An 18,021-nucleotide genomic window follows, 5' to 3' on the forward strand; every position below is an offset into this window, starting at 1 on the left:
TTATGAAAACCATCAAGGGACCTGGCATTTTTCTGGCGCAATTTATCGGGGATCGCTCGCCATTTAACACCCTGGAGGGCGTGGCAAAATGGGCGGCGGAGCTGGGCTATAAGGCATTACAAATCCCGTGTAATCACAAGTCGCTGTTTGATGTCGAACAAGCTGCTGTAAGTCAGGTCTATTGTGATGATATTCGCGGAATGCTGGCCGGGCATGGGTTAGTGATTAGCGAATTATCTACCCATCTTGAAGGTCAACTGGTTGCCGTCCATCCGGCTTATGATGACGCTTTTGACGGATTTGCTCCGCCGTCTGTACGCGCTAATCCGCAGGCCAGACAGGCGTGGGCCATCGAAACCTTACACCAGGCCGCTGCGGCTTCACAAAGACTGGGGCTGACGGCACATGCCACGTTTTCAGGTTCGCTCGCATGGCCTTTCTTTTACCCGTGGCCACCGCATAATCGTCAGCGCTTTGAAGAGGCTTTTCTGGAGCTGGCGCGTCGCTGGAGACCGATTCTCAATCGCTTTGATCATCATGGGGTGGATGTTTGCTTCGAGATCCATCCCGGCGAAGATCTGCACGATGGCGTGACGTTCGAGCGTTTTCTGGCACTGGTTGATAATCATCCTCGCTGCAACATTCTCTATGACCCGAGCCATCTGTTATTGCAGCAGATGGATTACCTTGGGTTTATCGATGTCTACCACTCGCGTATTAAAGCTTTCCACGTCAAGGACGCTGAGTACCACGCCAGTAGCCGCAGCGGTGTCTATGGCGGTTATCAGCCGTGGCTCGATCGCGCCGGGCGTTTCCGTTCCCTTGGGGACGGGCAGGTTGATTTTAAAACGATCTTCAGCAAGCTCACACAATATGATTTCCCTGGCTGGGCGGTGCTGGAATGGGAGTGTTGCCTGAAAGACGCGCAAACCGGGGCGAGTGAAGGGAGCGATTTTATACGCCGCCATATTATTCCGGTTTCTGCACGCGCATTTGATGATTTCGCCGCTGGCGATGAGGTACGCAAATGATACAGGTTGGCATTATTGGCAGCGGATTTATTGGGCCTGCACATATTGAGGCATTGCGTCGACTCGGCGGTGTGAACGTGGTGGCGCTCTGTGATAGCTCGCTGGCGGTTGCCCAGGAACGCGCAGATGCTCTTCATATTCCTCATGCGTACGGCAGCGTTGAGGCGCTGCTGGCGCATCCCGGACTGCGGGTAGTGCATAACTGTACACCGAATCATCTGCATGCCGACATCAATCGGCAGATTTTACGCGCGGGCCTGCACGTGTTTTCAGAAAAGCCGCTGTGTATGACGCCGGATGAGGCTCGTGAACTGGAAACGCTGGCACAGCAGGCGGGAGTGGTGCACGGCGTGAGCTTTGTCTATCGCCAGTTTGCAATGGTGCAGCAGGCGGCCAGTATGGTCAGAAGCGGCAGCGTGGGCCGTCTGTTTGCCGTTCAGGGGAGCTATTTGCAGGACTGGATGCTGCTGGAGACTGACTACAACTGGCGGGTCGATGCCGCACAGGGTGGGGATTCGCGGGCGGTAGCGGATATCGGTTCGCACTGGTGTGATACGGTGCAATTCGTGACTGGAAAACGTATTGTCGAGGTGATGGCCGATTTGGCTATCGTCTGGCCGGTACGTAAAGCCAGCATTGCCAGTAACGCTACGTTTGGCCAGCAAACGGCTGATGTGCAATTTGAGGATAAAGCGGTTACGACGGAAGATCGTGGATCGGTGCTAGTACGTTTTGATGATGGCAGCAAAGGCTGCTTTAGCGTTTCGCAGGTGAGTGCAGGGCGCAAGAATCACCTGAGCTTTGAAATTAACGGTAGCCACTGTTCACTGCACTGGGATCAGGAAACGCCGCAACAGCTTTGGGTCGGGCACCGTCAGCAGGCGAACCAGATCCTGACGGACGACCCTGGATTGATGAATGCTGATGTAGCTGCCAGTGCGCACTTTCCGGGCGGGCATATTGAGGGCTGGCCGGATGCGTTCAAGAATATGATGCAGCAGTTTTATCAGGCTGTGTTGGCAGGCAAAATGCCCGCGACGGCAGAGCGTCGATTTGCGTCTTTTTCTGATGGTGCGGATGTGATGTATATCATTGATGCAATTATAAAAAGCCATCAGCAGCAGCGTTGGATATCAGTACAGCGCTAAACACGCATCCGGTTCGCCAGTCGGCGATTTTATGGTAGCCTCAACGCAAAGCGTAAACCGCAGGATGTGTCGTCGTTATGTCTATTCAAAAAATCGCCCAGCTTGCCGGTGTGTCGGTGGCGACGGTATCCCGTGTGCTGAATCACAGTGATACCGTCAAAGCCAAAAATCGCGAGCGCGTGCTACAGGCTATTAAAGAAAGCAATTATCAGCCCAACCTGCTGGCGCGTCAGCTGCGTACGGCACGTAGTTCGATGATTTTGGTGATGGTTTCCAACATTGCCAACCCTTTTTGTGCAGAGGTTGTTAAAGGCATTGAAGAGGAGGCGGAGAAGAATGGCTATCGCATTTTGCTGTGTAATTCCGGCTCGGATACAGCCCGCTCAAAATCGGCGTTGAAGCTCCTGTCGGGGAAAATCGTCGATGGCATTATCACCATGGATGCATTCTCAAAATTACCGGAACTGACTACGCTGATTGGCGATGCGCCCTGGGTTCAGTGCGCGGAATATGCTGACAAAGGCGCGGTTTCCTGCGTGGGGATTAACGATGTTGACGCCGCACAGTCGGTGATATCTCACCTGGTGGATAAGGGCTACCGACGAATTGCCTTAATCAATCATGACCTGAGTTATAAATATGCTCGTTTGCGCGAACGCGGCTATAAAGCGGCGCTGCATGCATTATCGCTTGAATATCAGGCTGTGGAATATGCTAGTGAATTAAGTTCCAGTGCAGGAATTGCGGCGATGAAAAAACTACTTGCCGCAAAGGTGAAACCCGACGCGGTGTTTGCCGTATCGGACACGCTAGCCGCTGGTGCGATGCGCGCTATTTTCGATGCCGGATTACTGATCCCGCAGGATATCGCCGTTGTTGGTTTCGACGGTACGGAACTGGCAGAAATGGTTTCTCCACAGCTTTCAACCATTGAGCAGCCCTCACGGGATATAGGCCGCAAAGCGGTAGGATTGTTGCTGAATAAAATAGAAAATCCTGACGCGCAGACGGAAAGGGTGATGATGGACTGGCGCTATATTTCACGCGCCAGTACCTGAGCTTTATCGCTGAAACGCGCCAGACAGCGCGCGAATATCGTTTCCGGTAGGCGACTGATGAATGCGCAAGCCAAACTCTTCGACTACGGCAAATATATGGTCGAAGATATCAGCCTGAATACTTTCATATTCCAGCCAGACCACCGTATTGGTAAAGGCATAAATTTCAATCGGTAAACCATGATCGTCTGGCGCAAGCTGGCGCACCATTAATGTCATATCTTTGCGAATACGCGGATGATGACGCAAATACTCGTTCAGATAAGCGCGAAAGGTGCCAATGTTCGTCATCCGGCGGTGATTCAATACCGATTCAGGCGCATCTAATTGCTGATTCCACTCGCTGATTTCCTGGTGACGTGTGGTTAAATACGGTTTCAGCAGGTGGGCTTTATGCAACCGCTGACGCTCATCCTCATCAAGAAAATGGATACTGGTGGCATCAATGCTGATGCTGCGTTTAATTCGCCGACCACCCGAAGCCGACATTCCGCTCCAGTTTTTAAAAGAGTCTGATACCAGCGACCAGGTTGGGATCGTGGTGATGGTGTTATCCCAGTTGCGCACTTTGACGGTGGTTAAGCCAATATCGATAACAGCACCGTCTGCGCCGTATTTCGGCATTTCCAGCCAGTCGCCAAGCTTTAACATATCGTTGGCGGAGAGCTGTATTCCGGCCACCAGACCGAGAATAGGGTCTTTAAATACCAGCATTAGCACGGCGGCCATTGCACCCAAACCGCTTATCAGTATTGCCGGTGACTGGCCAATCAGCAGGGAAATCATCAATATTCCGACGAGGATTGCGCTGATTAGCTTGATGCCCTGGAATATGCCTTTTAGCGGCAGTTGCGACGCAGCAGGGAGTTTTTGTGACAGATTGAGAATAACGTCCAGCAGAGAAAACAGTGACAGCAGGGCGTACATCATGATCCACAGCTGTGCGCAGGTTACTAATATTTCTGCGGCTTCGCTGCCTTTCTGTAGCCAGAGTGCGGCCTGTATATTGACAATGATACCCTGCAGGGTGAATGCCAGCCGGTGAAATAACTTGTTCTGCGTGATGATTTGTAGCCACAGGCGGGAGCTGGCGTTGGCGCGCTTTTCAAATGCGCGTAGTACCACCCAGTGCAAAATAACGTGAACAATAATGGCGGTGATAAAAATAATGCCAAAAATCATCACCAGCGAGGTGGTGTGATTTATTTCAATGCCGAGTTCTTCTACCTGAGATATCAATTCCTGCATAATGTCTCCTTAATAAACAGCGGTCTATGATGACCGCTGTGCGGAGCTTATGCAAATGCGGAGGATTAGACTTCCGTCAGCGTCGTTTCCAGCGGCAGACGAGATTTCGGCAGCGCGGCGTTGAAATCTTCTACGCTGTGATGACCCACCGGAACCACCACTACGCTGGTGAAACCTTTTTCTTTCAGGCCAAATTCTGCATCCATGACTGCTGAATCAAAGCCTTCGATCGGCACAGCATCCAGGCCCATCGCCGCAACGCCCAGCAGGAAGTTACCGACGTTCAGGTACACCTGTTTTGCCATCCAGTGGTTGTCATCTTTCAGTTCTTTGCGATGCATGTCGGCAAAGAAAGTGCGGCCTTTGTGGTTTGCGGCTTTCGCTTCAGGCGTGGCGAAACGACCATCGCTTTCTTCTTGATCCACCACGCGTTCCAGCCACGCATCGTCCATCGCCGTTTTGGCGCAGAACACCACGACGTGGGAAGCATCCAGCATTTTACGTTCGTTGAATACAAAGCCGCCGGCTGCGGATTTAGCCACACGCGCCTTACCTTCGTCAGTGCTGGCGACAATAAAGTGCCATGGCTGAGAGTTGGTGCTGGACGGGCTAAACTGCAGCAGCGTTTTTAATTTTTCGGCCTGCTCAGCGGTCAGTTTTTTATTCGGATCGAATGCCTTAGTGGAGTAACGTTTTAAGGCGACAGAAACAATATCCATAACTACTCCTGGTGATTTTCCATACCCTGCGGGTGCGTTTTGTTTCAGCAGGGTACAGGGTTAGCAGGAAAAAGATAAGACAGGAAAATGCAAAAACACTTATCGGGGTTAGCGATAAATCAACCTGGACGCAGGCGTTTTTGATCCCGCTTCGGCAAGCCGTCGACGACGCGGTGCCAGGAATCATTCACCAGCTCTGCCAGTAATGACTCGGTAATATCGTCACCAGGATAGACCGAGATCCAGTGCTTTTTATTCATGTGATAGCCGGGCTTAATGCTGGGATAGATCTGCTGGTTTAACAGTGATTTTTGCGGATCGGATTTCAGGTTAATAAGCGGCCGTCCGCGAAGCTCCGTGACCAGCATAAAAATTTTACCGCCAACCTTGAAGACATCGTATTCCGGGCCAAACGGCCAGCAGTGTTCGGTAAAAGGCAGTTCAAGCGCAAGGCGTTTCGCACAGGCAGGTAGGGTCTGGCCGTCCATTATTGTTCCTCGCGGGTCAGTGCGCGCCACATGGCTTCAAATCCCATCGAAATATAGTCATTTGCGCGGGCAGCGTCGCGGGCGGCGAACTCCATGGTGGTTTCTGCCAGAGAAAGAAACAGCGCGTCGCCAAAGGCGCGATATTCGTCAGACATAAACTCGGGTCGTACGGAACGATGACAAAGATCGCGCAGTTCCGGGAACATATCGTCAACCTGTTGTTCGGTTTCCTTGCTTATTTTCTCGCTGACCGCCAACTGACGAATCGTGCGATGCCCGCAGGTGTGGTTCAGGCCCCAGCTAATGTAGCTGTTCCAGATGTAGTGAGTCATGGTTTTGGCATCGGTCACTGAGCGATCGAGATTTGCCATCATCGACTGACAAAGGTCTTGCTTCAAAAAGAGGTAAAGCTCGTTGATCAAATCATCTTTGGTCGCGAAATAGCGAAACAACGTTCCCTCCGCAACCCCTGCATTACGGGCTATCACGGCGGTCGAAGCCGCAACACCTGATTGTGCAAATGCTGTGGTTGCAGCTTCCAGTAATGCCAGTTTTTTGTCTTCACTCTTCGGACGAGCCACTACACTTTACCCTTAATTCTGTAAAAAACATGATTGAATCACGGCGTTTGCTGCGCCGCAACGGCGAATGTCAAAGATTGAAAATCATCTTGACGGAGAACTTTCGATTTCTATAATGAGTGCTTACTCACTCATAATCAAGAGTCAGTCGCGCAAACCAGCGGAAAGGGGCGCGTTTAAGGTCAGGATATGAAGCGTCTCACAGTTTGTGTGGTTGTTATTATGCTTATTGCCGCAGCTGCAAGTTTACCGTTTGTACTCAATGCCGGGTTTGGTCAGGCACCGCAAGGGGCACAACTGAGTCAGGTTGAACAGTCACCGCACTATCGTGATGGACAGTTTCATAACCAGGTGCCGACACCGGGCTATACCGGCAACAAAGGCATGTTGGCGGCCTGGTGGGAGTTTCTGGTCGCTAAGCGTGAAAATGCACGACCAGCACAACCGTTACCTATGGTCGCGACCGATCTCGCCGGGCTTTCGCCGCAGCAGGATACCCTGGTCTGGCTGGGCCATTCTTCGTGGTATTTACAGCTGGCAGGTCAACGAATCCTGATTGATCCGGTGTTCAGTAATTATGCCGCACCGTTCTCGTTCCTGAACAAGGCCTTTGCCGGTGATTATCCGTGGACCGCACAGACGATGCCGGAGATAGACCTGCTCATTATCTCGCACGATCACTATGACCATCTGGATCTTGCCACCCTTAAGGCGTTAATGCCGAAAATTAAGCGGGTGATTACGCCGCTTGGCGTGGGATCGCATCTGCGTTATTGGGGGATGCGCAGCGAGATAATCGAAGAACGGGACTGGAATCAGTCCGTCAGAGTGACGGATTCGCTGATCGTTCATGTGCTGCCTGCTCGTCATTTCTCGGGACGCGGTATCAAACGCAACCAAACGCTATGGGCGAGCTTCATGTTCGAAACGCCGGAGCAGAACGTTTATTACAGCGGCGATTCCGGCTATGGACCGCATTTTAAAGCCATCGGCGAGCAGTTTGGCTCTGTCGATTTGGCGATTATGGAGAACGGTCAGTATGACCAGGACTGGAAGTTTATTCACATGATGCCGGAAGAGACGGCGCAGGCTGCGGCAGATCTACATGCGAAGGCTGTGTTGCCAGGGCATGCCGGCCGTTTCGTTCTGGCGAAACATACCTGGGATGATCCATACAAACGACTGGCGCTTGCCAGCCGTCATCAGGATTACCGACTGCTGACGCCAATGCTGGGTGAACCGGTAATACTGTCCGAACCGGACCAACCGTTTACGGCCTGGTGGCAACAGGTGACTCAATGAATACAGGGGAGAGCATGATGACGATTTCTGCTCAGGTAATTGATACGATTGTTGAATGGATTGATGATAATTTGAATCAGCCATTGCGCATTGATGATATTGCACGCCATGCGGGATATTCCAAATGGCACCTGCAGCGTCTTTTTATGCAGTACAAAGGCGAAAGTCTTGGGCGTTACATCCGCGAGCGCAAGCTGCTGCTGGCGGCGCGCGATCTACGCGATACCGACCAGAAAGTGTACGACATCTGTTTGAAATACGGATTCGATTCGCAGCAGACCTTTACGCGTATTTTCACCCGTACGTTCAGCCAGCCGCCGGGAGCTTATCGCAAAGAAAATCATAGCCGAACGCATTAACAGCAGAGGGGTTCTCGCGGGCCTAATCCGCCAGCGAGAACCAGCGCCGCCAGATGAAGCGCAGCACCAAATATTCAATCACGCCCAGCAGTAAAAACCACAGACAAAACAGCAAAGTATAAAACTGATTGAGATCCATCAGATGAAAAATGGCGACGAGTTTTTGCGCCAGCACCAGGCCAAGCGAGGGGGCGGGCAGCAGCAGGCAAGACAAAAAAGCCAGTAGCAGGATCCCTGCGACAGTCATCAGTGATTCAAGCGGGTGTTTCATGACATTGTTAAACTTGAGTTAAAAAGCTATTGTCCGGGATCTCAGCGGGCAACGCAAATACCCACGCTTACAACCCCGCCCAAATCTCACAATGCTTTTTCACCAGGCCACTCAGTGACCCGCCTTCGGCGACAAAGTCACGCATGTTTTGTGCTTCATCATGACCATTTTTAACCTGCAGATGTATAGCTTCAATCGCGCTGGTTGCGCCCACTTTACCCGCAGAGGTAGCGATATTCTCCAGTAATCGCAATGTGTCTTCTGACAGGCGGCAGCCGTCGCCGGTATTGACGTCGGTGACGATTCCCGCCATACCAAAGCGACAGGCCTGAAAACGATTGAATTTATACAACAGGTAATCACGCTCATGGTGTTTGAACGGGCGTTTGGTGAGTAACCAGTGGGCGGTAGCCTGAATAAGTCCCGCCATATTGACCGCATGATCAAGGGTCAGCGGCGTATCCATTACCCGAACCTCTACCGTGCCAAAGTGCGGGCTGGGGCGGATATCCCAGTGTAAATCTTTAATGCTATCAATCATGCTGGTGTAAGCCAGTCGACGGAATAGCCCCTCGAATTCCTGCCAGTTATTCACCCATGGCATCGGGCCATTATCGGGAAATCCGGAGAAAATATTCAGGCGCGCGCAGGCAAACCGCGTGTCGGACGTCTGCATATAAGGTGAGGCGGCCGAGAGCGCAATAAAATGGGGGACAAATCGCGACAGGCCGTGTAGCAGGTAAATGGCATCATCGCCGTTTGCGCAGCCGATATGCACATGTTGGCCGAATACCGTCGCTTGCTGGATAAGATAGCCAAAATTTTCCAGGTTGCGCCGATAGCGTTCGTTATCGCAGACTTCCTGACGTTGCCATTTTTGAAATGGATGTGTGCCACCGCCACAAATAGCGAGGTGATGCTCTGCAGCAACTCGCATAATTATCTGCTGCATAGCGGACAATTCAGCATCAGCATGGTCGATATTTCGGCAAACTCCGGTCGCCATCTCCAGCATACTTTCGGTGATATCGTGCTTCACTTCTCCGGCGGAGAGCTGCGGTGTGACGGCATCAATCAGCCGGGAGGAGTCCTGACTCAGGTCGTAACCTGGCGGATTGACCACCTGCATTTCCAGTTCAATGCCTAACGTAAAAGGGTCGGAAACATGAAAATCGGGTAGTGGCATAAGGCTCTCTTCCGCGTTGATTTTTAATCAGTATAGAAGGACTGCTGATTTTCTGTTCGTCGTCAAAATCACCCTTGCGACGCTTTGAAGGTGTAATGGCCGGTGTTATAACTATTTTTTACTTCGCTACTGGGGTTGAATCGTGCCGGAAATAAATCTTTATGGGCAGACCGTCGGCGATGTCGTGCCGGACTGGAATGGCGCTGCCGTACTGCCACGGGAAACGCTGATAGGGCAATATTGTCGACTGGTTCCCCTGGATGCCGACAGCCATGCTGCCGATCTGTTTGATGCCTACGCGCAGGCGCTGGACGATCGCGACTGGACCTGGCTTGCAAGCTCTCGCCCCACAAGCGTTGAGGCCGCAGCTTGCTGGGTGCAGGGGAAAGTTACTGATGCATCTCTGGTTCCCTATGCCGTCATTGAACAGCGTTCAGGACGAGCTGTCGGACTGGTGTGTTTTATGGCGATTGAACGAGAGCACGGTTCGGTCGAAATTGGTCATGTGACCTGGTCACCGCGTATGAAAAATACGGTTCTTGGCACCGAAAGCATCTGGCTGCTGCTGCGCCAGGCATTTGCGTTGGGCTATCGTCGCGTGGAGTGGAAATGCGATTCTCTGAACACCGCTTCTCGACGGGCAGCGGAACGCCTTGGGTTTATCTTCGAAGGTCGCTTTCGCCAGAAGATTGTGCGCAAGGGGCGTAATCGCGACAGCGACTGGTTATCAATGATTGATAGCGAATGGCCCCAGTGTGACGCCGTGTTACAGCGCTGGCTGGCCGCAGAGAACTTTGATGAACACGGGCGGCAACGAAAAACGCTGGCTGCCTGTAGCCGCGAATAAATTAACGCCCGCAGCTAACAATGGCTGCGGGCGTATTGCTGTTTACCAACAGATAAATCCGCCATCTACAACCAGGTCTACACCGGTGCAAAATGAAGCGGCATCGCTGGCCAGAAAGAGTGCCGGGCCCGCCATCTCTTCCACTTTTGCCATGCGCTGAATTGGCGTCTGGCTTTCAAACTCCCGCGTCTGATGAACCATTTCCGGTCGAGTATTCATCGGCGTGGCGGTATATCCCGGGCTGATGGAGTTCACGCGTATTCCTTTTCCAATCCACTCCATCGCCAGGCTTTTCGACAGATGAATCACCCCCGCCTTAGCGCTATTGTAATGGGCTTGTTCAAGGCCTCGGTTAACAATAATCCCGGACATGGATGCGATGTTAATAATCGAGCCACCACCGGATTCCAGCATCAGCTCGGCTTCGGCTTTACAGGAATTCCACACGCCAGTGAGGTTAATGTCGATAACGCGCTGCCACTGCTCGCTTTCCATTTCCAGCGCAGGGTTGGCGTTGGCAATGCCTGCGGCATTGACCGCAATATCCAGACGACCAAAGCGTTCCTTCGCCAGGGCTACCGCGGCGCGAAGGTCGCTAAGCTGGCGGACATCGCCCGTATAGAGCGCAGCCTGGGCGCCAATAGCGGTGATAGCATCAACGGTCGCGTTCAGCCCGCCGTCTTCGCGCAAATCAAAACAGATCACGTGCGCGCCCGCGCTGGCAAGTGCGCAGGCGATAGTCTGACCGATGCCGCTACCTGCGCCAGTAACGAAAGCGACGCGCCCCTCAAGATTAAACAGTTGTTGAGCAAAATCTTTTGTAATCATAGTGATGACTCTCTTAACAGATACCCTGGTGGGCATTAAGACATAATCAGGCCGCCATCGATATTGATGGTTTGTCCGGTGAGATAACGCGCATCGTCAGAGGCGAGAAAAGCGACCAGTCCGGCGACATCCTCAGGTTTGCCCGCGCGTTTCATGGGGATGCCTTTAACCCATTCCGCCATCAGTTCACCTTTGCCATAGCGTTTTTCATCTGTGCTGAGAATTTCGCCCCAGACACGATCGTTGTAATCCCACATTTCGCTTTCGATTATCCCTGGGCAAAAGGCGTTGACGGTGATATTCCACGGTGCCAACTCATGCGCCAGGCTTTGCGTAATACCAATTACGCCCATCTTGCTGGCGGCGTAGTGTGGGGTATAGATGAAACCCTGGCGTCCCTGACCGGAAGAGGTATTAATCAGACAGCCCTGGTTTTGCTTAACCATATATTTTGCTGCTTCCCGACAGCAGAGCCATACGCCAGTGGTATTTACGGCGAGGACTTTTTCGAAATCGGCTTTCGGCATGCGGTCGAAATAGTCGATGGTGATAACACCCGCGTTTTGAATCGAGACATCAATGGTGCCGAAGCGCGCTGCGGCCTGCTCGTACAGAGATTGCACCTGCGCCTCATTGGTGACATCCACCTGCAAAGATAAAATATCTGCCTGATAGCGCTGACGAAGCTGTTCCGCTGTTTCGTGGACGCGCTCTGCATTAGATACCATCACCAGGTTTGCGCCGTCGCGGGCAAAACGTTCGGCGATACCTGCGCCAATCCCTCGACAAGCACCAGTGATGACAATTGTCTTACCATGAAAATCACGTTGCATATTTTTATCCCCTGTATAGGCCGGGCAAAAGATGCCCGGCGGAATGTTGCTACTTAACTGGATACGGTATTTACTGAAGGTGCTGCCGCCAACTTTTCTTCATGGCGACGCATAAGAATGACTTTGTTCTGCAGCTTTTGCTGAAACTGATCGACAACAACGGCGGTGACGATAACCACACCTTTGATAACCATCTGCCAGAAGTCGCTGACGCCCATCATCACCATGCCATCGGCGAGGAAGACAATTACGAAGGCACCGATAATGGAGCCGGAGACGCGTCCGCGTCCTCCCGCGAGCGCAGTTCCGCCCAGCACAGTTGCGCCAATGGCATCCATCTCAAACATATTGCCGGTCATCGGATGTGCGGTTTGCAGTTGTGAAGCCACAATCAGCCCAACAAAAGCGGCACACAGGCCGGAAAAGGCGTACACAAAGATCTTCGCTTTTACGATAGGGACACCCGCCAGACGTGCGGCGGACTCGTTCCCTCCAATCGCGTAGATATAGCGGCCAAGTGGGGTTTTGGTGGTTACCCAGTAGCCCAGCAGCAGGAAGGCAATCATCAGCCAGATAGGGAGATAAATCCCCAACAAAGTACCTGAACCCAGCGTGGCAAAACCGGTATTGCCCAGCGCGTCCATGCCGTTAAGATTTGGGTAAGTGCTGCCGTCGTTAAACAGAAGAGCAGATCCTCTGGCAACGTACATCATGCCGAGCGTACAGATAAACGGCGCAACGCCGAAACGCGTGATGACGGCACCGTTGACAAAACCAACGACAACGCCGAAGAGGGCAACACAGATTATGACCTCTGGTACGTTGAAGAAGATGATGTTGCCACCCCAGATGGGCAGACCGTTGGTAAGCAAGGCGCCTGCAACCATGCCGCAAATACCCGCTACCGCCCCGACGGACAGATCGATACCGCCAGTGAGTATCACCAGCGTCATACCAATTGCCAGTAAGCCCGTGATGGCGACGTGCTGGGTCATGATCAACAGGTTAGAGGTGGTCAGGAAATTAGGTACCATCACGCTAAAGAATGCGATAACCAGCAGCAGTGCGATAAACGTTCTGGCCTTCAGGAGGTACATATAAATCATATATTTCTGGTTCATGATGGATTCCAGCCTGATTAATCTTGAGGTGTAGAAGCCGCGATTAATGTCTCGCGGGTAACCGCATGACGGGGGACATCAGCGGTGATTCGGCCATCGGCCATCACCAGAATGCGGTCCGCCAGCGCCATCACTTCGTCCAGCTCTGATGAAGAGAACATCACCGCCAGCCCTTGCTGCGCCATTTTGCCAATAAGGTGATACACGTCGGTTTTCGCACCCACATCAATGCCTCGGGTGGGCTCATCAAGGAAAACCACCTGCGGTTGCGTCATCAATGCCTTACCCAGCACCACTTTTTGCTGATTACCGCCGCTTAATGAGGTGATAGGCAGTTCGGGATCGCTCACTTTGATAGCCAGTTGCTGGATCATTGCCTTCACACTGGACTGCTCTTTGTGCGGGTTCAGCCATTTCCAGGCACGGCGAAAGCCTTGCAGGCTGAAGTCAGACAGCGTCATGTTGGACTGAATCGACATCATCTGAACAACGCCTTCGCCCTGACGGTCTTCAGGCACCAACGCCAGCCCCTTTTTAAGACGTGACTGAAAATGGGCTTTATCAATGCATTCGCCGTTAAGCTGCACGCTCCCACTCTGGCAGGGCATAAGTCCCACCAGACCTTTGAACAGTTCCGTGCGTCCAGCGCCCAGCAGACCATAGATTCCGATGACTTCGCCTTTACTGAGGCTAAACGTCACGTCATTAAGCTTATAGCCGCCGCTCGGATGAAGGGCTGTGAGACCCTGTACGGATAGAACCGTTTCACCTTTTGGTGCGGGTTGATAATCAAAATGTTTTTTCTTGTCACCCACCATTTGTTCAATGATCCACGGAATACTGGCATCATTGACTGGGCGTTCGCTGATAAAACGACCGTCGCGGAAAATCGTGATGTAATCACCAATTTCCATCAACTCTTCCAGACGGTGAGATATATAGATGATGGTGACACCGCGCCGTTTAAGTTGCTCGATGACGTTAAACAACACTTTCACCTCAGACTGGCTGAGTGCGGAGGTTGGTTCATCCATGATTAAAACGCGGGTATCTTTGGAGAGCGCACGAGCAATTTCGACCAGTTGCTGATGACCGATCCCTAGTTCCTCCAGAGGTGTATACGGATCAACATCCAGCTCGAGTCTTTCCAGTAAGGATTTTGCTAGTGCGTATTGGTATTTTTCGTTGATTTTCCCTTTTTGAAAGAACTCGTTAGCCATGAAAATATTATCCATGACATTCATGTTTGGGAATAAATTCAACTCCTGAAAAATAATGCTGATACCCAGTTTTTCGGCCTGATGGGTCGAATTTAATGTGACGGGTATGCCATCCATAATAATTTGTCCGGAAGAGGGACTTTCGACACCAGCAAGCATTTTCATCATGGTGGACTTACCCGCACCATTTTCTCCGATCAGCACGTTTACTTTATTCCGATATACCCGGTAGTTGACGCTATCTAATGCCACTACCCCAGGGTAAACACGCGATAAATCGTGTGTTTCGATAATAACTTCAGATTCGACGGAATGAGGAGTGACGATATCTTGCTGCTGCATGTTATTGTCCTCCTACAGATTCAATTTTCGCTGGTGTAATAACCGGGATGGATTTTGGTATCTCCCACTCAGAAAAAACACCATAAACGTGTACTGATTCTCCGGTTTTAAGCTGCGCAGATTGGATCATCTTTATTGCTTGTTCGTTAATTCCTCGACCATATTCACCAAATAATACCTGGTCATTGAAATCACTATAACTTGTGCCTTTAAAGGCATCGCGTAATTGTGTGCCGCGCAGCGTCGGACCAATCTGCACAATAATGCTGTTGCCGCTTTTATCGGCGATAGTCATTTTTCCACTACGAGAGGCGGTATCAAGATTGCTAATTTTTCCTTCTACTTGTACGTAAAAGATGCAGGGATTCTCTTCCTGAGAACGGTAGCCGAGATTTTTACAGGCGCTATCAAAATCTTTTTCAGCATGCAAGGCCATTAATAAATCGGCCACCGGACGAGCCTGCCCGACAATTTGCGGAACAATTTTGTTTTGCCACGTTTGATCAATATTGGCCATGTGTGGATTCGGTGGCGACTTGAGGTCCGCAAGTTCCTGCTGCGAGACGATGCGGCATCCGCCCACGGTCAACAAGGCCAGCGCAAGCCAGGCTTTTTTAGACATAATGTTCTCCTCTGCGCCTCCTGAGAGGCGCAACAACCCGGGATCAGGACTTGATATTGAAATCCTGCACTTTATCTGCGTTTTCTTTAGTGATAAGAATTCCGCGGAACATGACGCGTTGCTTTTCGGGTTTTATGCCTTTTTGCAGGTAGTTATCCAGATCGGTAACCCCTTGTGCTGCGATAGCCTGAGCCTGGAGCATGACGGTTGCCTGTAGAGTGCCTGCTTTCACCGCATCACGTTCGTCGTTGCTGCCGTCGATACCGACCACTACCACGTCGCTGCGGTTCGCCGCTTTTAATGCAGCAATAGCGCCCAGTGCAACAGGACCGTTACCGCAGATGATACCTTTCACGTCCGGGTGGGCCTGTAGGATGCTGTCCATAATACGTTTACCGTCGATAAGCGTACCTTTGGCATCCTGTCTGGCGACACTAACCATATCCGGGAACTGATCAATAACCTGGTGGAAGGATTTGGAGCGCGTAACACAATTATTATCCGCAAGGTTACACGTCAGTTCAGCATATTTACCTTTTTCGCCCATCTTCTCGACGAAAATATTTGCAACTTCGGAACCCGCCTGGAAGTTATTGTGGGTAATTTGCACCAGTGCAACATCATCAACGGGAATTTCACGGTTGATTAATATGACGGGAATTCCAGCTTTTTTCGCTTTTTCAATTGCCGCGACGCTGGCCGTTGAATCTGCATTATCCAGAACGATACCCTGGACTTTTTTGCCGATTGCCGTATCAATCAATTCATTCTGTTTTTTCACATCTTCACTGTGCGACAAAATTGTGGTTTTGTAGCCCAGTTCCTTGGCTTTTTCACTGGCACCTTTTGCTTCTGAGGCGTAATACGGGTTATCCAGTGAATTCACCATAATCATGATTGTCCCTTTTTCCGCTGCATGAGCAGTAAAAGACAAAGCAGTCAGGGTTGCAGCAGTTAACAGCGTTAAACGTAATTTCATGACAATGTTCTCTCTGTGTTGTTATTGTCGGGTACGGTGAAACAACGTAAAGCTTGAATTTCTTATGGTCCGGTGTCCTCCTGTATATGTGGTAAATAACGTCGCGCGTTTTCCCAGGTGAGGCATCAGGCGGACGGGGCCGGTTTCCATAATGTTCTGTTTACCGCATGGCGCCATTCCTGCCATCTTTTTTGCAACCGATGGTGGCGATCCATGTCGGGTTGAAATGTGCTATGTACGGTTAAAAAAGCTTTTAAATCAGTCAGTGAGCCAGGGTAAAGCGCTTTACGCGCCAGTAATGCCGCGCCAATGGCGGAAAGTTCTGGCACATCGCTACGCATAACCGGATAACCAAGCAAGTCTGCCTGATATTGCATTAGCCAGTCGTTTTGGGTGGGGCCACCGTCAACCATTAATGCAGTTAACTTGAAATCATCGTGCTGCTGCATGGCAACTACAACATCGGCGATTTGATAGGTAATCGACTCAAGTGCGGCACGAATGAGATGTGCTCGTTTAACTCCCCGACTGAGTCCGCAGATGACTCCACGGGCACTATCATCCCACCATGGTGCGCCAAGCCCGGTCAGTGCTGGCACAAAATAAACGCCGAGGGTCGAATCAACGGAGGCGGGAAGGGTGTTGAGTTCGTAGGCCAGTTCGGCATCCGAAAGTTCGCTCAGACCAGTACTGTCCGCCATCCATGCCACCGCATCACCCGTGTGCGGGATATTGCCTTCCAGACCGTATATGATGCTATTTCCATCGTGCCAGGCGATGGTTGTAGCCAGTGCGTCAATATCGCATTGGGCTGATTTGACCGGCGCCATCACCGATGAACCGGTACCGTAAGTTGCTTTAACGCATCCCATTTCGCCAAGAGCATGGCCAAACAGAGCGGCATGTGAGTCACCCACCATCGACATCACAGGAATGCCGTCTGGGATGCCATTGAGTCCACGAGTATGACCAAATAATCCACTGGAGGGTTTTATTTCCGGTAAGGCGGCGCGCGGAATGTGGAAGAGTGCCAGCATGGCTTCATCCCACTCTCCAGAGTGCAGGTTTAGCAACTGTGTGCGGGCGGCATTGGAATAGTCACAGCAGAAGGCTTCACCAGCGGTTAAATTCCATAGCAACCAACTGTCGATCGTTCCCAGGCAAATTTGTCCCTGCGCAGCCAGCTGTGGGCCATCGGTCACGGATTCCAGTAGCCAGCGCATTTTTGATGCGGAGAAAAGTGGTGCGATTGGCAGACCAGTGGTTGATTTTATTAGTTGTTCTTTATTTTCATGCCGCAGTTCCTCGCAGTAAGCCGCACTGCGCGTACATTGCCAGGTGATTGCGGAATTTAGCGGTCTGCCAGTCTGGCGATACCAGCCTATGGCGGTTTCACGCTGATTACTGATAGCCAGTGCTGCGACGTTTTCAGCACCAACATGATTCACAGCTTTGGCAATGACACCAATAGAAGCATCAATCAACACCTCGCCAGATTGTTCAACCCAGCCATCCCGAGGGGTCTGAATCGCCAGTGGCTGAGAAAACTTTGCCACCACATTGCCCTGTGCATCAAGCGCAACCGCTTTGGCGTTAGTTGTGCCTTCATCCAGCGCAATGATGAACTCTTTCTTCGCTGCACACATAGATTATCTCCTGAGTCACATTGCGTCCCGGTTTGGAGGATAAAGCCCCCTCATTGTCGCGTCATTACTACATCAGGCCTGGCTGTGACATCGTTTTTCAATTATTGAATATATATTCGATAGTGATTATTTATTTAATACCTTAGCCACAATCTTTCCGTTGGGCTACAGAAAAAATCATCAATTGTGCTG

Annotated in this window: 19 protein-coding genes; 6 read left to right on the forward strand and 13 right to left on the reverse strand. The window is 51.3% G+C overall.

The window, feature by feature from the left end:
- The first annotated feature begins 2 nt into the window (after nt 1-2).
- The 3 genes from OGX89_RS18730 to OGX89_RS18740 all read left to right on the forward strand — a co-directional run bounded on the left by OGX89_RS18730 (nt 3) and on the right by OGX89_RS18740 (nt 3,237).
- Complete coding sequence (locus OGX89_RS18730) at nt 3-1,031, forward strand: sugar phosphate isomerase/epimerase family protein (protein ID WP_126955877.1); 1,029 nt, start codon at nt 3-5, stop codon at nt 1,029-1,031.
- The gene (locus OGX89_RS18735; protein WP_126955876.1) at nt 1,028-2,179 is read left to right on the forward strand and encodes a Gfo/Idh/MocA family protein; all 1,152 of its coding nucleotides are present in this window, start codon (nt 1,028-1,030) and stop codon (nt 2,177-2,179) included. Before OGX89_RS18730 ends, OGX89_RS18735 begins: the two co-directional genes overlap by 4 nt.
- 77 nt (nt 2,180-2,256) lie before the next feature.
- Nucleotides 2,257-3,237 (forward strand): LacI family DNA-binding transcriptional regulator, encoded by a 981-nt coding sequence (locus OGX89_RS18740; RefSeq protein WP_126955875.1) that lies wholly within the window; start codon nt 2,257-2,259, stop codon nt 3,235-3,237.
- A gap of 3 nt (nt 3,238-3,240) precedes the next feature.
- On the opposite strand, the gene OGX89_RS18745 is transcribed toward OGX89_RS18740, so the two are convergent.
- From OGX89_RS18745 to OGX89_RS18760, 4 genes are all read right to left on the reverse strand, one after another.
- A complete protein-coding gene (locus tag OGX89_RS18745; protein WP_003831160.1) occupies nt 3,241-4,485 on the reverse strand; it encodes a mechanosensitive ion channel family protein in 1,245 nt (414 codons plus the stop codon).
- A 65-nt stretch (nt 4,486-4,550) separates the two neighbouring features.
- Nucleotides 4,551-5,204 carry an oxygen-insensitive NAD(P)H nitroreductase gene (gene nfsB / locus OGX89_RS18750; RefSeq protein ID WP_003831162.1) on the reverse strand — a complete coding sequence of 218 codons (654 nt, stop codon included), beginning with the start codon at nt 5,202-5,204 and terminating at the stop codon, nt 4,551-4,553.
- 119 nt (nt 5,205-5,323) lie between these two features.
- The gene (locus OGX89_RS18755) at nt 5,324-5,692 is read right to left on the reverse strand and encodes an MmcQ/YjbR family DNA-binding protein (protein WP_008784040.1); all 369 of its coding nucleotides are present in this window, start codon (nt 5,690-5,692) and stop codon (nt 5,324-5,326) included.
- Nucleotides 5,692-6,273, reverse strand: a complete 582-nt coding sequence (locus tag OGX89_RS18760; protein ID WP_286560941.1) for a TetR/AcrR family transcriptional regulator — start codon at nt 6,271-6,273, stop codon at nt 5,692-5,694. The genes OGX89_RS18755 and OGX89_RS18760 overlap by 1 nt, the downstream gene beginning before the upstream one ends.
- Before the next feature lie 189 nt (nt 6,274-6,462).
- Here OGX89_RS18760 and OGX89_RS18765 point away from each other — a divergent pair, with 189 nt between their 5' ends.
- Nucleotides 6,463-7,575 (forward strand): MBL fold metallo-hydrolase, encoded by a 1,113-nt coding sequence (locus tag OGX89_RS18765; RefSeq protein ID WP_003831165.1) that lies wholly within the window; start codon nt 6,463-6,465, stop codon nt 7,573-7,575.
- A 17-nt stretch (nt 7,576-7,592) separates the two neighbouring features.
- Entirely contained in the window at nt 7,593-7,934 is a 342-nt protein-coding gene (locus tag OGX89_RS18770) for a RamA family antibiotic efflux transcriptional regulator (protein WP_003021996.1), read from the forward strand.
- 22 nt (nt 7,935-7,956) lie between these two features.
- On the opposite strand, the gene OGX89_RS18775 is transcribed toward OGX89_RS18770, so the two are convergent.
- Nucleotides 7,957-8,205, reverse strand: coding sequence for a DUF1158 domain-containing protein (locus OGX89_RS18775; RefSeq protein WP_008784044.1), 249 nt, complete (start codon nt 8,203-8,205; stop codon nt 7,957-7,959).
- Nucleotides 8,206-8,272: 67 nt separating this feature from the next.
- Nucleotides 8,273-9,391, reverse strand: coding sequence for a YbdK family carboxylate-amine ligase (locus OGX89_RS18780; protein ID WP_126955874.1), 1,119 nt, complete (start codon nt 9,389-9,391; stop codon nt 8,273-8,275).
- 142 nt (nt 9,392-9,533) lie between these two features.
- On the opposite strand from OGX89_RS18780, the gene OGX89_RS18785 reads away from it, so the two are divergent.
- The gene (locus OGX89_RS18785; RefSeq protein ID WP_003831168.1) at nt 9,534-10,238 is read left to right on the forward strand and encodes a GNAT family N-acetyltransferase; all 705 of its coding nucleotides are present in this window, start codon (nt 9,534-9,536) and stop codon (nt 10,236-10,238) included.
- 42 nt (nt 10,239-10,280) lie between these two features.
- On the opposite strand, the gene OGX89_RS18790 is transcribed toward OGX89_RS18785, so the two are convergent.
- From OGX89_RS18790 to OGX89_RS18820, 7 genes are all read right to left on the reverse strand, one after another.
- Entirely contained in the window at nt 10,281-11,066 is a 786-nt protein-coding gene (locus OGX89_RS18790; protein ID WP_003831169.1) for an SDR family oxidoreductase, read from the reverse strand.
- 35 nt (nt 11,067-11,101) lie between these two features.
- Nucleotides 11,102-11,899, reverse strand: coding sequence for an SDR family oxidoreductase (locus OGX89_RS18795; protein WP_003831170.1), 798 nt, complete (start codon nt 11,897-11,899; stop codon nt 11,102-11,104).
- 53 nt (nt 11,900-11,952) lie between these two features.
- Nucleotides 11,953-13,020 (reverse strand): ABC transporter permease, encoded by a 1,068-nt coding sequence (locus tag OGX89_RS18800; protein WP_003831171.1) that lies wholly within the window; start codon nt 13,018-13,020, stop codon nt 11,953-11,955.
- Nucleotides 13,021-13,037: 17 nt separating this feature from the next.
- Nucleotides 13,038-14,582 carry a sugar ABC transporter ATP-binding protein gene (locus OGX89_RS18805; RefSeq protein WP_057066476.1) on the reverse strand — a complete coding sequence of 515 codons (1,545 nt, stop codon included), beginning with the start codon at nt 14,580-14,582 and terminating at the stop codon, nt 13,038-13,040.
- 1 nt (nt 14,583) lies between these two features.
- Nucleotides 14,584-15,204 carry a DUF2291 family protein gene (locus OGX89_RS18810; RefSeq protein ID WP_100272793.1) on the reverse strand — a complete coding sequence of 207 codons (621 nt, stop codon included), beginning with the start codon at nt 15,202-15,204 and terminating at the stop codon, nt 14,584-14,586.
- 43 nt (nt 15,205-15,247) lie between these two features.
- Complete coding sequence (locus OGX89_RS18815; protein WP_003831174.1) at nt 15,248-16,183, reverse strand: D-ribose ABC transporter substrate-binding protein; 936 nt, start codon at nt 16,181-16,183, stop codon at nt 15,248-15,250.
- 125 nt (nt 16,184-16,308) lie between these two features.
- Nucleotides 16,309-17,829, reverse strand: coding sequence for an FGGY family carbohydrate kinase (locus OGX89_RS18820; protein ID WP_126955873.1), 1,521 nt, complete (start codon nt 17,827-17,829; stop codon nt 16,309-16,311).
- Nucleotides 17,830-18,021: the final 192 nt, after the last annotated feature.

This window comes from Citrobacter sp. Cpo103 (assembly GCF_030332605.1).
Lineage (GTDB): Bacteria > Pseudomonadota > Gammaproteobacteria > Enterobacterales > Enterobacteriaceae > Citrobacter > Citrobacter portucalensis.